The 14,568-nt window shown below is 67.6% G+C and carries 15 protein-coding genes; 5 read left to right on the top strand and 10 right to left on the bottom strand.

Annotated elements, in window-relative coordinates; genetic code table 11:
* Window positions 1–33: 33 nt before the first annotated feature.
* The gene (locus TSO352_RS06320; protein ID WP_247871924.1) at window positions 34–774 is read right to left on the bottom strand and encodes a LuxR C-terminal-related transcriptional regulator; all 741 of its coding nucleotides are present in this window, start codon (window positions 772–774) and stop codon (window positions 34–36) included.
* 921 nt (window positions 775–1,695) lie between these two features.
* Here TSO352_RS06320 and TSO352_RS06315 point away from each other — a divergent pair.
* The 4 genes from TSO352_RS06315 to der all read left to right on the top strand — a co-directional run bounded on the left by TSO352_RS06315 (window position 1,696) and on the right by der (window position 6,126).
* A complete protein-coding gene (locus TSO352_RS06315; protein WP_109106449.1) occupies window positions 1,696–2,337 on the top strand; it encodes a response regulator transcription factor in 642 nt (213 codons plus the stop codon).
* 322 nt (window positions 2,338–2,659) lie between these two features.
* The gene (locus TSO352_RS06310; protein ID WP_109106448.1) at window positions 2,660–3,304 is read left to right on the top strand and encodes a tetratricopeptide repeat protein; all 645 of its coding nucleotides are present in this window, start codon (window positions 2,660–2,662) and stop codon (window positions 3,302–3,304) included.
* Window positions 3,305–3,313: 9 nt separating this feature from the next.
* On the top strand, window positions 3,314–4,684 hold the full coding sequence (locus tag TSO352_RS06305; RefSeq protein WP_109106447.1) for a PQQ-binding-like beta-propeller repeat protein: 1,371 nt from the start codon (window positions 3,314–3,316) through the stop codon (window positions 4,682–4,684).
* Between the two features lie 44 nt (window positions 4,685–4,728).
* Window positions 4,729–6,126 carry a ribosome biogenesis GTPase Der gene (der, locus tag TSO352_RS06300; protein WP_109106446.1) on the top strand — a complete coding sequence of 466 codons (1,398 nt, stop codon included), beginning with the start codon at window positions 4,729–4,731 and terminating at the stop codon, window positions 6,124–6,126.
* An 18-nt stretch (window positions 6,127–6,144) separates the two neighbouring features.
* On the opposite strand, the gene TSO352_RS06295 is transcribed toward der, so the two are convergent.
* The 9 genes from TSO352_RS06295 to rpsF form a co-directional block, all read right to left on the bottom strand.
* Window positions 6,145–6,633, bottom strand: a complete 489-nt coding sequence (locus tag TSO352_RS06295; RefSeq protein WP_109106445.1) for an NfeD family protein — start codon at window positions 6,631–6,633, stop codon at window positions 6,145–6,147.
* A 4-nt stretch (window positions 6,634–6,637) separates the two neighbouring features.
* Window positions 6,638–7,615 (bottom strand): SPFH domain-containing protein, encoded by a 978-nt coding sequence (locus tag TSO352_RS06290; protein ID WP_109106444.1) that lies wholly within the window; start codon window positions 7,613–7,615, stop codon window positions 6,638–6,640.
* Between the two features lie 104 nt (window positions 7,616–7,719).
* Window positions 7,720–8,100 carry an oxidoreductase gene (locus TSO352_RS06285; protein WP_109106443.1) on the bottom strand — a complete coding sequence of 127 codons (381 nt, stop codon included), beginning with the start codon at window positions 8,098–8,100 and terminating at the stop codon, window positions 7,720–7,722.
* A 143-nt stretch (window positions 8,101–8,243) separates the two neighbouring features.
* Window positions 8,244–9,467 (bottom strand): NADP-dependent isocitrate dehydrogenase, encoded by a 1,224-nt coding sequence (locus TSO352_RS06280; protein ID WP_109106442.1) that lies wholly within the window; start codon window positions 9,465–9,467, stop codon window positions 8,244–8,246.
* A gap of 296 nt (window positions 9,468–9,763) precedes the next feature.
* Window positions 9,764–11,029, bottom strand: a complete 1,266-nt coding sequence (locus TSO352_RS06275) for a cyclopropane-fatty-acyl-phospholipid synthase family protein (RefSeq protein ID WP_109106441.1) — start codon at window positions 11,027–11,029, stop codon at window positions 9,764–9,766.
* Between the two features lie 254 nt (window positions 11,030–11,283).
* Entirely contained in the window at window positions 11,284–11,844 is a 561-nt protein-coding gene (gene rplI, locus TSO352_RS06270; RefSeq protein ID WP_109106440.1) for a 50S ribosomal protein L9, read from the bottom strand.
* The gene (locus TSO352_RS06265) at window positions 11,844–12,836 is read right to left on the bottom strand and encodes a DUF2232 domain-containing protein (RefSeq protein WP_109106439.1); all 993 of its coding nucleotides are present in this window, start codon (window positions 12,834–12,836) and stop codon (window positions 11,844–11,846) included. Before TSO352_RS06265 ends, rplI begins: the two co-directional genes overlap by 1 nt.
* A 48-nt stretch (window positions 12,837–12,884) precedes the next feature.
* Entirely contained in the window at window positions 12,885–13,154 is a 270-nt protein-coding gene (rpsR, locus tag TSO352_RS06260; protein WP_012974291.1) for a 30S ribosomal protein S18, read from the bottom strand.
* Window positions 13,155–13,595 (bottom strand): 30S ribosomal protein S6, encoded by a 441-nt coding sequence (rpsF, locus tag TSO352_RS06255; RefSeq protein ID WP_109106438.1) that lies wholly within the window; start codon window positions 13,593–13,595, stop codon window positions 13,155–13,157.
* A gap of 414 nt (window positions 13,596–14,009) precedes the next feature.
* On the opposite strand from rpsF, the gene TSO352_RS06250 reads away from it, so the two are divergent.
* Window positions 14,010–14,568: acyltransferase (locus TSO352_RS06250; RefSeq protein ID WP_146210724.1), on the top strand; the 559-nt coding region annotated here is incomplete at its 3' end.

Below are 14,568 nucleotides of genomic sequence, written 5' to 3'. Positions count from 1 at the left end.
CAACCTTGCCGGCCGCGAAGGGGTGCTGGGGTGTCAGACCCCGGCGCGGCGCTGCTGCGACGCCAGCATGTGGGGGGGCGTCACCCCGGCGCGGGCCTGCTCCAGCGCGCCCTGCTGGCGGGCGGCGAAGACGCCGGCCTCCGTCCGGTTGCGGAAATGGAGCTTGGACAGCACGCTGCGGACCATCGACTTGATCACCGCTTCCGACAGGTCCAGCGCGTTGGCGATCGTCCGGTTGTTCATGCCCTCGCCCAGCAGGCGCAGCGTCTCGAACTCCGGATCGGACAGGCGCGGCAGCAGCGTCAGCCGGATCTCGTCGACGCCCAGGCGGGACAGGAACTGCTTGGGCATCAGGCAATGCCCCTCCAGCCCCAGATCCAGCAGTTCGTTGATGCGGTCGACGTTGAGATCCTCGAACACCCAGGCGTCGGCGAAGGCCAGGATGTGGGCAGCGTCCAGCAACTCGCGCGAGGACAGGACCACGACGATTCGCGACCGGCGCGACAATCTCAGATAGACCATCGGTTCGTTTTCGCGCAGCGCGGTGAATTGCTGGAGCCCGATCAGGATCGCATCCGGCGTCAGCGCGCTCTGCGTCAGCTCGCCGATGTCGTGCAGGACCGTCACCCGGTGCCGGCCGCCGCGGTCGAGCTGCTGCACCACCGTCTCGGTGAGCGCGTTGTTGTCGAGGATCAGGCAGACATGCATGGGAGTCACCGCGTTGCGGGTCTGGTGAGATGCTTTCTCATGGGCGTACTCATGGTGTGTGTGCATGGGTCAGCTCTGTCTGGAGGAGGCATCCACGGCCGGCCCGGCTTGGGGCGTCGCCGCCTGCATCAAGGGTTGAGAAGGAAACCGGCCGGTTGGCCCAGGCACGTCGTCGAAAAACCTCAGCGGATATCCAAGTATTTCTGCACGGCAGGAAATTCCCGGGAGGAAAGTCCTGATCGCACTGGGTGATTTAGAAATGAATGACGCTCTGCGTAAATCAGGCGATGGATGATCAGCCAAGATCGCTTGTCGTCTCCTTGTTGGTCGCTCCATGTTTCGGAACGGTAACACCTAAGGGATGATGTGTGCTGGACGGGTCACACGGGAATGCGCGTTGGTACAGGCATCCTTCAGAGTCACCCGATCGGTTTGGTGGTGGGTTCGGCGTCCTCACTTTCGCGGCCGATTCGGGGGTAGCCCCGCGTCCTGCTTCACGAACGCTGTCCCGCAGTCAATGTTCCAAGGAAAATCCCAACCCTGACGGAAACAACAGGGCACATTCCGAATGATTCCAATGAGCCGGCAGGATAACTCAATTCTCCGTCACAGGTGACGCTATGACTTTTGTCGGAAGGAGTGCTTGGCGGCCCCATGACCAAAGGCGCTTCGCCTGAATGCTGCGGCCTCGAATGACCTATGGCCCTTGTCCGGATACAGGTGCTCTTCCGATCGTGGTATCAGGTACCCAACACAGCCAATACGAGCCAAGAACGGCAGACGGACGTCAGGCCGATGTGGATGAAAGACCATCAACCACCACCAACGGCCGGGGCCATTCAAGCGCCGGCCATCGGCCATCGACGACCACTGCCGCAGCCTTGAGACCAGGACCGAAGTGCGTGGGGTGATCCGGGTGCCGCGGGGGCGACCGGGCAGCTATCGACAGGAGCCCTGACGGGCCGGCGAGCGAGGATGACGGGGACCATGAAAATTCTGATCGGTGACGACCATCTGCTGTTCCGTGAAGGCCTGCGGCGGTTGCTCGAGCAGTTGCAGGGCGAAGCCAGCTTCGTGGAGGCCGGGACCTTCGACGAGGTGGTGGAGCAGTGCCGCGTCGGCGGCACCTTCGACATCGTGCTGATGGACTTGCACATGCCGGGCTGGCCCGGATTCGACGGGCTGCGCGAGATCCAGGCGCTGCAGCCGGGCGTTCCGGTGGTGGTGATCTCCGCGTCGGAAGCGCTGGGCGACATCCGCGGCGCGCTCGACCACGGCGCGACCGGCTACATCCCGAAATCCAGCAGCGTCAAGGTGATGATGGGCGCCCTGAACCTGGTGTTCTCGGGCGGCATCTACCTGCCGCCGGGGGCGCTGACCGCCAGCATGGAGGCCGCCCCGCGCCGCCGCACCATGGACGTGTCCGACCGCAACGCCGGCTATGGCCTGACCCAGCGCCAGCGCGAAGTGCTGGAATGCCTGCGGCTGGGCAAGTCGAACAAGCAGATCGCCTATGAGCTGGGCCTGTCGGAAGGCACCGTGAAAATCCACGTCACCGCGATCTTCAAGTCGCTGGGCGTGAAGAACCGGACCCAGGCCGTCATCGCCGCCGCCGCGATGTCCGCCTGACCGTCGTTCGTTCGATCGTTGATGAGGGCCCGGGGCACGTCCGGGGCAGCACACTGGGCCGCGGGGCATCGCTCCGCGGCTCTTTTTATGGGCGGGAGCCGGCTCCGGCTGGAAGGAAAGTCGCGGAAAGTCGGGCCTGCGGGCCCGCTGCGGCGCCCTCGCTCTTGACCCGGCGGGCGGGCCGATGCTATCCGCCCCTCTTGGTCCTGTGGAATCGTCCGTCCGGCCCGCCGGCCGGCGCCGCTCCGCACGACCAGACCGACCCGCGCCGCCATCCGGGCCACGCGCGAAGCCGCCACCGCAAGGACGCCACCGCAGCGCCATGAGCGATATTTTCCGCGAAGTCGACGAGGATCTGCGCCGGGACCGCGCGGAGCACCTGTTCAAGAAGTACGGCGGCGCCATGATCGCCGCGGCGGTGCTGGTCGTCGCCGGCACCGGCGGCTACAGCTACTGGCGCCATTGGCAGCAGCAGAAGCGCTACGACCAGACCGCCGCCCTGGTCACCGCCATCTCGCAGACCGCGCAGGGGCCGGAAAAGGGCGTCGACGCGCTGGCTGCCTTCGCCGGATCGGCCGACCCCAGCTTGGCCGCCATCGCCCAGTTCAACGCCGCGGCGTTGCTGATCCGCGAAGGCAAGCCGGCCGACGCCGCGACGATCTATGACCGCATCGCCGCCAACGGCGCGGTCGCCCCGTCCTACCGCGACCTCGCCACCCTGCTGGCGGTGATGCAGCGGGCCGACAGCGGCGACGCGGCGCAGCTGAGCGCGACGCTCCAGCCGCTGACCGCCGAAGGCAGCCCCTGGCGCTTCACGGCGCGCGAGCTGATGGCGATGCTGGCGGCCCGCGCCGGCGACACCGACAAGGCCCGCACGCTGTACAAGCAGTTGGCGGACGATTCGCAGGCGCCCGCCGGTGTGCGCACCCGCGCCGCCGATCTCGCCTCCCTCTACGGCAAGGGCTGACCCAAGGCCATGACCACCATCCAGGCGACGGCCGCCACCACGGCCCGCAACATCCGCCGCACCGCGCTTCTGTCCGCGTCGCTGCTGGCTCTCCTCCTCGGCGGCTGCGACACCATCGGCGGCTGGTTCGGCAAGACGCCCGATCCGCCCCTGCCGGGCAAGCGCGTGTCGGTCCTGACGCGTGAGCGCAAGGTGGAGCCGGACGCCCAACTGGCCGGCGTCGCCGTCACCGTGCCGCAGGCGGTCGCCAACAACGCCTGGGCGCAGCCCGGCGGCACGCCTGACCATGCCCTGGGCAACCTCGCCCTGTCGGCCAACCCGAACGACGCGTGGCGCGCCGACATCGGTTCCGGCTCCAGCAGCTCGCGCGCGCTGCTGGGCACGCCGGTGATCGCCGACGGCCGCATCTTCGCCATGGACGCCGATTCGCATGTGTCGGCGCTGAACGAGCGCAGCGGCCAGTCGCTGTGGCGCGTCGACACCCGGCCGGAGAACGAGCGCGGCGGTGCCACCGGCGGCGGCGTCGCCTACGCCGACGGCCGGGTCTACGCCGCCACCGGCTACGCCGAGGTGCTGGCGCTCGATCCCGCCACCGGCAAGATCCTGTGGCGCAAGCGCATCGCCGGCCCGGTGCGCGGCGCCCCGACGGTGTCGGGCGGCCGTGTCCTGGTGGTGACGCTCGACAACCAGTTGCAGGCGCTGTCGGCCGATGACGGGGCGGTGCAGTGGTCGCACCAGGGCATCCTGGAGACCGCCGGCCTGCTCGGCGCCGCCAGCCCGGCGGCGACCTCGACGCTGGTCGTCGCGCCCTATTCCTCGGGCGAGCTGTATGGGCTGCGTCCGGAAAACGGCCGCGTCGCCTGGCAGGAGAGCCTGGCGGCGGTGCGTCGCACCGGTGCGCTGAGCAATCTGGCCGACATCCGCGGCCTGCCGGTGGTCGACCGCGGCGCCGTCTACGCCATCGGTCATTCCGGCCGCATGGTCGCCATCGACGAGCGCATCGGCAACCGCATCTGGGAGACGGAAATCGGCGGCGTCCAGACGCCGTGGCTGGCCGGCGACCATCTGTTCGTCATCACCAACGACCAGGAGGTCGTGGCGGTCACCCGTCAGGCCGGCCGCGTCCGTTGGGTGGCTCCGCTCGACCGCTTCAAGGATCCGGAGGACAAGTCCGGCCCGATCGTCTGGGCCGGCCCCGTTCTGGCCGGCGACCGGCTGTGGGTTGCCGGGTCGAACGGCAAGCTGCTGGGCCTGTCGCCGTCCGATGGCCGAATCGAGGTCACCCGCACGCTTCCGGCCGGGTCCTACTTGCCGCCGGTCGTCGCCAACAACACTCTTTATGTCCTGTGCGACAACGGAACGCTGGTCGCGTTCCGCTGATCGCGGTTTCTCTCTTCTGTCTGTTGTGAAAGGCCTTTGGCCCCATGTCGTTCACCGTGGTCCTCGTCGGTCGGCCGAATGTCGGCAAATCGACCCTGTTCAACCGTCTGGCCGGCAAGAAGCTGGCCCTGGTGGACGATACGCCGGGCGTCACCCGTGACTGGCGCTCCGCCCCCGGCTTCGTGGGCGGGCTGTCCTTCACGGTGGTCGACACCGCCGGGTTGGAGGACGTCACCGACGACAGCCTGGAGGCGCGGATGCGCCGCCAGACCGAACAGGCGCTGGAACGCGCCGACGTCGCCCTGTTCATCATCGACGCGCGCGCCGGCATCACGCCGCTCGACCGCCACTTCGCCGCCCTGCTGCGCAAGAGCAAGACGCCGGTCCTGCTGGTCGCCAACAAGACCGAGGGCAAGGCCGGCCAGCCCGGCCTGTTCGAGTCCTATGAGCTTGGCCTCGGAGACCCGATCCCGCTGTCGGCCGAGCATGGCGAGGGCATGGCCGATCTGGTCGAAGCCCTGCTGCCCTACGCCCCGCCCGACGAGGACGACGCTCCCGAAGAGGAGGCGGACAGCGGTGAGAACGCCGCGCTCCCGATCGGCGACCAGCCGGAGCCGGAGGAAGACCGCAGCAAGCCGATCCAGATCGCCATCGTCGGTCGGCCGAACGTCGGCAAATCGACCCTGTTGAACAGCATCCTCGGCGAGGAACGCGTGCTGACCGGCCCGGAGGCCGGCATGACCCGCGACGCCATCGCCGTCGATTGGGAGTGGCGCGGCCGCCGCTTCAAGCTGGTCGACACCGCCGGCATGCGCCGCCGTGCCCGCGTCGACGAGAAGGTGGAGAAGCTGGCGGTTGCCGACAGCCTGCGCGTCATCCGCATGGCCAACGTCGTCGTGCTGGTGGTCGATGCCGGTGCCATCCTCGACAAGCAGGACCTGACCATCGCCCGGCTGGTGATCTCCGAAGGGCGGGCGCTGGTCATCGCCGTCAACAAGTGGGACGCGGTCGAGGATCGCGCCATGGCCCTGCGCCAGGTGGAGGACAAGCTCCAGGCCGCGCTGGGTTACATCAAGGGCGTGCAGGTCGTCACCATCTCCGCCCTCAAGCAGCACAAGCTCGACACGCTGCTGGACGCCGTGCTGGCGACCTACAACGTGTGGACCCGCCGCATCCCGACCGCCCAGCTGAACCGCTGGATCGAAGGCGTGCTGGAGCATCACCCGCCGCCCCTGATCGAGGGCCGCCGGGTGAAGATCCGCTACGTCACCCAGGTGAAAAGCCGCCCGCCGACCTTCGCGCTGTTCGTGAACAAGCCGCTGGACCTGCCGGAAAGCTACCAGCGCTATCTGACCACCCACCTGCGCGACAGCTTCGACCTGCCCGGCGTGCCGCTGCGCCTGCTGCTTCGCAAGGGCAAGAATCCCTACGCCGACGAGTGAGTGGGAAGGGGGCCGATGTCAGGCCCCCTTTCGCCCGTCCACGGGTGTGTCCGCCGGGGTGGCGTCGCGCAGCGTCAGCACCAGACCACGGTGGCCGGCGACGATCATCGCCGTGCCGGCCGGGCGGTCCGGCCCCTCGACCGGCCACAGCGTGTCACCGATGAACAGGCGGCCATGGCCGTTGACGATCGGTTCGCTCAGCGTGACGTGACGGCCGGCCAGTTGGCCGGCCCGGTCGTTGATGCGGTTGGCCTCGCGGTCGCCGGCCGCCTGAGCGCCGGCCGCGGTCTGCCGCGATCGTGCGCGGATGATGGCGGCACACACCGCGGCGCCGGCGGCGATGGTGAAGAAGCCGGCCTCGTTGACCAGCCCCCAGTCGCCCGACAGCGCGGTGACGAGCCCGGTCAGCAGCGCGGCGCCGCCGAACCAGATCAGGAAGATGCCGGGGATGACCAGCTCGGCCGCAATCAGACCGGCGCCAAGCGCCCCCCACAGCAGCGGCGACATCGGTCTACTCCTGCGCCGTCGGCGGCGGCATCACGGGCTCGGTGTTGGCCGGCCGTGACCAGGGCCCTGGTGGCTGCGAGCGCAACTCCGCCGCGGTCGGTGGGCGGGGCGGCGTGGCGTCACGCACGATCTCGCTCAGCCCGGCCAGCGCGCCGGCGATGCCCGACATCTCGACCGGCAGGATCATGGTCTTCTGGTTGGGCGAGGTGGCGAAGGCGGTCAACGCCTCCATGTATTTCTGGCCGAGGAAATAGCCGAGCGCCTGATTCGATCCCTGCGCCACCGCCTCCGACACCAGGCGGGTCGCCTTGGCCTCGGCGGCGGCGAGGCGCTCGCGGGCTTCAGCCTCCAGCTTGGCGGCTTCCAGCCGGCCCTGGGCGATGCGGATCTGGCTTTCCTTCTCGGCGTCGGCCTCCAGGATCACGGCGCGGCGCTCGCGCTCGGCCTTCAACTGGCGGGCCATCGCCTGGACGATGTCGGCCGGCGGGGTGATGTCGCGCAGTTCGATTCGCGTCACCCGCACGCCCCAGGAGGAGGTGGCCTCGTCGACCGCCCGCAGCAGGCTGGCGTTGATCGTCTCGCGCTGGCTCAGCAGCTCGTCCAGGTCCATCGAGCCCATCACCGTGCGGGTGGTGGTCATCGCCAGCGTCTGGATCGCCCGCTGCAGGTCGTTGACCTCGTAGGTCGCCTTCATCGGGTCGACGACCTGGAAATACAGCACGCCATCGGCGGTCACCGCCGCGTTGTCCTTGGTGATGACGCTCTGTTCCGGCACATCGACCACGGTCTCGCGCATGTCGACCCGGGCCCGCACCGAGCTGATGACCGGGATGATGACGTTGAAGCCCGGCTTCAGGGTTTCCTGATAGCGGCCCAGCCGTTCGACGATGACGTTGAAGCCCTGGGGGACGATGCGGACGCTGGTGATCGCCAGGACGACGACCAGCACGAAGGCCGCGATGACGAGAATCCCGAGATCCATCGGATGGCCGCTCCTGGGATAAGGCGGGGAAAGGCGGGCGCCACGGCGGGCGCCCGACACCATCATGGGGCAATCCGCCCCGGGGGCAATCCCTTTGGGATGGGTCAGTAGTCCTGCGTCTCGTGCTTCAGCCGCACCAGCTCGCCATTCAGCAGCGACAGCATCAACTGCACGACCATCTCGTGCACGATGACGGTGTGGTGGTTGCCGCTGTCCTGCATGGCGCGGCGCAACGCCTCGCGCACCGCCGGCACACCGGTGACGTCGATCAGCACGTCCAGTTTTTCGCCCAGCGCGGCCAGCGTCATGAAGTCGGTGGTGGTCATGATGTCGCGGTGGCGGGCCAGCCGCATGCCCGGCGCGTCGTCGTCGAGGTCGGCCACCCCCAGCAGCTCCACGAACGGCGCGGCCAACAGCTTGCGCAGCAGGGGCGTTCCGGTTTCTCCGGCGCCGACGACGGCGACGCGGAACAGGTCGTTTGGCATGGGGTTCGTTCCTCGCAAGGGTGTGCCACGAGCCGGGCAACAAAAAAGCGGGGAGCCGAAACTCCCCGCCCGAACCCTAGCTGAGCCGCGCGCCGGTTTGACCCGGACGCGGCGTCGCACCCGTGAAAACGTGCCTCCGGGTCTTACGACCAGGCGGCCATCTTCTTTTCCAGATTGTCCGACAGCTTGTCCAGGAACTGCTTGGTGGTCAGCCACGGCTGCTGCGGGCCGATCAGGATGGCGAGATCCTTGGTCATGTAACCGGACTCGACCGTCTCGACGCAGACGCGTTCCAGCGTCTGGGCGAACTTGATCACGTCCGGCGTGTTGTCGAACTTGCCGCGGTAGGCGAGGCCCTGCGTCCAGGCGTAGATCGACGCGATCGGGTTGGTCGACGTCTCCTTGCCCTTCTGGTGCTCGCGGTAGTGACGGGTCACGGTGCCGTGCGCCGCCTCGGCCTCGACCGTCTTGCCGTCCGGCGTGACCAGGACCGAGGTCATCAGGCCCAGCGAGCCGAAGCCCTGCGCCACCACGTCCGACTCCACGTCGCCGTCGTAGTTCTTGCAGGCCCAGACGAAACCGCCTTCCCACTTCAGGGCCGACGCGACCATGTCGTCGATCAGGCGGTGTTCGTAGACCAGGCCCTTCGCCTTGAACTGCTCGGCGTAGCTCTCGTCGAAGATCTTCTGGAAGATGTCCTTGAAGCGCCCGTCATAGGCCTTCAGGATCGTGTTCTTCGTCGACAGATAGACCGAGTAGCCGCGCTCCAGGCCATACATCAGGCTGGAATGGGCGAAGCCCTCGATCGAGTCGTCGAGGTTGTACATGCCCATCGCCACGCCGGCGCTCGGGTAGTCGAACACCTCATGCTCGATCTGCTGGCTGCCGTCCGCCGCTTCCCACTTGATCGTCATCTTGCCCGGGCCGGGGACGACGAAGTCGGTGGCCTTGTACTGGTCGCCGAAGGCGTGACGGCCGATGATGATCGGCTTGGTCCAGCCCGGAACGTAGCGCGGAACGTTTTCGCAGACGATCGGCTCGCGGAAGACGGTGCCGCCCAGGATGTTGCGGATCGTGCCGTTCGGCGACTTCCACATCTTCTTGAGGTTGAACTCCTTCACCCGCGCTTCGTCCGGGGTGATGGTCGCGCACTTCACACCGACGCCATACTGCTTGATGGCGTTGGCCGACTCGACGGTGACCTTGTCGTCGGTCTTGTCGCGGTTCTCGATGCCGAGGTCGTAGTATTTCAGGTCGATGTCGAGGTAGGGCAGGATCAGCTTGTCTTTGATGAACTGCCAGATGATGCGCGTCATCTCGTCGCCGTCGAGTTCGACGACCGGATTGGCTACCTTGATCTTGGTCATGGGTGCGAGATCTCCCCGAACGGGTAAGGGCGTTGTGTTTCCTTGGGTGCCGGGCGCGCCGTCCAGCGGGCGCTTGTTGCCGGGGAGCATGCCGGATGGGTGGCTCCCCGATACCCCGGGCGGAAAATTAATCGCGGTTATATAGCATTGCCCCGTCGCGGAAAGGAAGGCGCGGCGGCGCCTGCGGCGTCGATGTCGCAGGAAAACAGTTGCAACGCAGCCCCGCGCCCGGTTTAGATGGTCGATTGGTATTACCGGTTCGTCGTTCCGTCCCGTCCAGGCCCGGTTTCCCCGGTTCAGGCCGCGGATTCCGGCGCCCGCGCCGGTCGCGCGTCGCTGGCGGGCTTCGACACGGCGGCAAGGTCGCGTTCCGCGTTCAGCATGTAGTCGCGGGTCAGCGGCACCGCCCCCAGCGAGCGGGCGACCTGGACCTGGAACACCATGTGCCCCTGCAGGCGGAAGCTCAGCTCCGCCCCGGCCAGATAGAACTCCCACATCCGGCAGAAGCGTTCGTCGTACAGCGCCCTGGCCTCGTCGCGGCGGGCGTTGAAGCGGCTCCGCCAATGGCGCAGCGTCTCGGCGTAATGCAGGCGCAGCACCTCGACGTCGGTGGTCAGCAGCCCCGACCGTTCGATGACCGGCAGCACCTCCGACAGGGCGGGGGAGTAGCCGCCGGGGAAGATGTATTTGCGAATCCAGGCGTTGGTCGAACCCGGCCCGTCGAGTCGGCCGATCGCGTGAACCAGCGCCACCCCCTCGTCGTTCAGCATGTCGCGCACCGCATCGTAGAAATGGCGGTAATGCGGCACGCCGACATGCTCGAACATGCCCACCGAGACGATGCGGTCGAAGGCACCGTGGTTGGCGGCGGCGAACTCGCGGTAGTCGCGCAGTTCGAAGGTGACGCGGTCGGACAGCCCGGCTTCCTCCGCGCGCTGCCGGGCGACCGCCAGCTGTTCCGACGACAGGGTGATGCCGGTCACCCGCGCGCCGGTGTGACGCGCCAGATACAGCGCCATGCCGCCCCAGCCGCAGCCGATGTCGAGCACCCGCATGCCGGGGACCAGCAGCAGCTTGGCCGCGATGTGGCGCTTCTTGGCCTCCTGCGCGTCGTCCAGCGACATCGCCGGGTCGGGGAAATAGGCGCAGGAATACTGCATGTCGCGGTCGAGGAAGAGCTGATAGAAGCGGCGCGACAGATCGTAGTGATGCTCGACGTTGCGGCGCGCGCGGACCATCGGGTTGTATTGCTGGATGCGGCGCAGCAGCGGCGACAGCGCTTCGCGGATCTGGCCGAGCGCCCCCTGAACGTCGCGGCCGCTCATCAGCAGAGCCAGCAGGTCGTAGATCGTCCCGCCTTCCACCGACAGCCGGCCGTCCATGTAGGCCTCGCCGAAGCGGAGCCGGGGATTGATCAGCAGGTCGCGTTCCACGGCGCGATCATGAAGGCGCAGCGTTACCGTCGGTGGTCCGGATCCGATGCGATGGTGCTGTCCATCGGCGGTGACGAGATCAAGGGTTCCGTCGCCCATGGCGGCGGCAAGCAGACGAACCAGCAGCATGCCGAACTCCTTCCGCGGTGCCGGTGCAAGGATGACCCCCGACAAAGGGTGCGACAATCTGTCAATTGGTCAGTGCTGCTCCCCAATTCGGGCATTACGGGCGTATGGCGGGCGGTCGATCGGAACCGAAGCGGGAGCGCCGGCCGCAAACGCGAAAAACCGCCCGGCCCCGGGTGGGGCGGGCGGTTTCCGGACGAGCGGTGCGACGTTCGCCGCAACGGTCCTTTACGGGCCGTCGCGGCGGAGAAGGGCGATCAGCCCTCCTCCTCTTCGGTCGCGGTCTCTTCGACGAAGGTCTCTTCCTCTTCGGCGTCACGCAGGTCGGCCGCGGTGATCATGCCGCCGCGCTGGGCCTGCAGTTCCGCTTCTTCCTGCGAACGGGCGACGTTGACCGTCACCGAGATCGCGACTTCCGGGTGCAGCACGACGCGCAGCTTGAACAGACCCAGGGTCTTGATCGGGGTGTCGATCTGGACCTGCTTGCGGTCGGTCGTGTAGCCGGCGGCGGTCAGCGCGTCGGCGACGTCGCGGGTGGTCACGGAGCCGTAGAGCACGCCGGTCTCGGCGGCCTGACGGATCACGATGACCGACACGTTGTCCATCTTGGTCGCGACCTGCTCGGCGTCCTTGCGGCGCTCCAGGTTCACGGCCTCCAGATGGGCCTTCTGCTTCTCGAAGACGGACAGGTTCGCCTTGGTGGCGCGCATGGCCTTCTTCTGCGGCAGCAGATAGTTGCGGGCGAAGCCGGGACGCACATTGACGACCTGGCCCATCTGGCCGAGTTTCTCGACCCGCTCCAGCAGAATAACTTCCATCACTCGTCCTCCTGACCGGGGGCCGCGGGGGAAAACCGGCGGCGCAGCCCGATCCATTGCTCGATCATGCCCAGGCCGATCAAAAGCACGATCGGCCACCCGAAGAGAAACAGCATCATGTAGAAGCCGACGAGGATCAGCGTGCGCGCCGATCGACGGCTGGCCACCACATGCACCACCGAAAGCCCGGCGAAGGCGAACGGCACGGCCAGGATCAGCGCCAGATTGACCGCCAGGAACCCCAAGGGTCCCGGAGCAACCGAGGCCGCCAGCACCGACACCGCGAACAGCGGCACCAGCCACACCGGCAACTCCAGTTCGGCCAGACGCATCGGCGGGCGCCGGTTGCGGCCGAACCGCATCAGCGCCCCCTGCGCCAGCACCGCGTTGACGATGGTCATGACCAGCCATGACACCGCCACCAGTCCCGGCAGGACAGCCGCCACCCAGAATTCCGCGGGATCCGGGGCCGGTTGGCCCTGCGCGCGGAACGCCGGCTCGACGACTCGGGCCAGGGTCTGCCGCATCAGCCCTTCCAGCCCGTCGGGCTGGTCGAGCGTCAGGATCACCGCGGCGAGCAGCGCCGCCACGCCCATCCCGGTCAGGCCCATCAGGACCCGTCCGGGCGGATACCATTCCAGGGTTCCAGCACCCGCGGCACCGCCGTTTCCGACCTTGCCGTTTTCGACCGGCCGGGCCAGCAGCGACTGCCGCACCACCAGGATGACCGGGGCGGCCCCGGTCACCAGATAGGACAGCGCCACCAGCGTGCTGCCGGAGGTGCCCAGCATCACCGCGACCGTGCCGGCCAGACCGGCCAGCACCACCGGGGACGTCCCCAGCCACAGCCCCACGAGGAACAGCGGCAAAGGCGCCAGGTAACCCAGGATCAGCGCGCCCACCCCGCCGAACATGACGGACAGGTAGAAGAACGCGCTGACCAGACCACCGCCGACGGCGACCACCAGCGGAACGGCCGGACCCCAGGCCATGGAAACCCCTTCAGACCTTCACCAACACATTTCGGCCGTCAGCCGGGCTTACTTCACCACGTAGGGGAGAAGGGCCAGGAAACGGGCGCGCTTGATGGCGCGGGCCAGTTCACGCTGCTTCTTCGTCGAGACCGCGGTGATGCGGCTCGGGACGATCTTCCCACGCTCGGAGATGAAGCGGGACAGCAGCTTGACGTCCTTGTAGTCGATCGCCGGGGCGTTCGCACCCGAGAACGGGCAGGTCTTGCGGCGGCGGAAGAACGGGCGGCGGGCGCCGCCGGTGCGGGCCGGAGCGCCCGTGGTCTGCTTGTCGCTCATTTACACGGACTCCCCTTCGGCAGCGGCGGTGTTTTCCTGACGGCGCGGCGGACGCGGGCCACGGTCGTCGAAGCGACGCGGACCGCGATCGCCACGCTCGCCGCGATCACCACGCTCGTTGCGGCTCTGCATCATCGCCGACGGGTTGGCGTCGAGGGCGTCGACACGCACGGTCATGTAGCGCAGCACGTCTTCGCTGATGCTCATGTTCCGCTCCATCTCGGCAACGGCGGCGGCCGGCGCGTCGATGTTGTACAGGGTGTAGTGACCCTTGCGGTTCTTCTTGATCTTGTACGTGAGGGTCTTCAGACCCCAGTACTCGCTCTTGGCGACCGTGCCGCCATTGTCGCGGACGATCTGAGCGAACTGCTCGGAGAGCTGCTCGGCCTGGGCGGCCGAAATGTCCTGGCGCGCGATCAGCACGCACTCGTAAAGTGCCATTGCACTCCCCATGGCTGTTCATGGTCCGGCGCTGCGCCCGTTCCCTCATGGATCAGGTCAGCCGCCCGGGCCTAGCCGACGGCGGGCCGCCGGCAAGGAGTTATGAAGGCGCGCAGTATGCACAGGCCGGCCGTGGTAGCAAGCGGAAATCCCGGAGCCGGCACGCCGCGCCGGAACAATCCACTTGGTGGGTGGGAAAATCCGGTCGGGAGTGCCCCGGCGGGCCGGCCGGGGCTGTGCAGGGTAACGCCAGTGCGGCGCCGAGTGTCGCTACGGATGATCTTCGGCGCATTTACCCGAAGTGCAATTGCCGTCCGCAGGTGCCATGTAGCGTCCGCCGTAAGGCCGCGCTTCCGCTGCCGGGAGCCCGGCCGGCGGCCAACGCCAACAAGCGCCGTGTCGGAGACCTTGAACATGCGCAAAGCCACGCTTCCGTACCATGTCGTGGAGCTGAGGGGGCTCGCCTGCATCCTGCTGGTCGCCTACCACGTCGTCGGCATACCGGGATCGGGCATGCAGGTGGGGGCGGATTCCATCTACCGCTACGCCACCGACAGCTTCGAGCTGATCCGCATGCCGCTGTTCACCTTCATTTCCGGTCTGGTCTACGCCCTGAACCCGGCGCGGGCGGACCGGCTGGACAGCTTCTTCGTCAAGAAGCTGCGGCGGCTGGGCTTTCCGTTCCTGGTGGTGTCGGCGATCTTCTACCTGTTGCAGACCAACGCGCCGGGGGCCCACGGCACCGACGCTCCCGAGTCGATGTGGCGGATCTACGTCTTCCCCTATGCCCATTTCTGGTATCTGCAGGCGCTGTTCCTGATCTTCACCGTGGTGGCGTTGCTCGACGTCGCCCATGCGATGGACCGGCCCGCCGGCTTCCTGCTGGCTTTGGCCGTGGCGATGGCGGCCTGCCTGACGGTGGATCTCGATTCGAACATCCTGTCGGTCAACCAGGCCTGCTACCTGCTGCCGC

The sequence above is a fragment of the Azospirillum sp. TSO35-2 genome, from assembly GCF_003116095.1.
In the GTDB taxonomy this organism is placed as follows: domain Bacteria; phylum Pseudomonadota; class Alphaproteobacteria; order Azospirillales; family Azospirillaceae; genus Azospirillum.
This window is presented reverse-complemented; position numbering and strand designations above follow the sequence as displayed.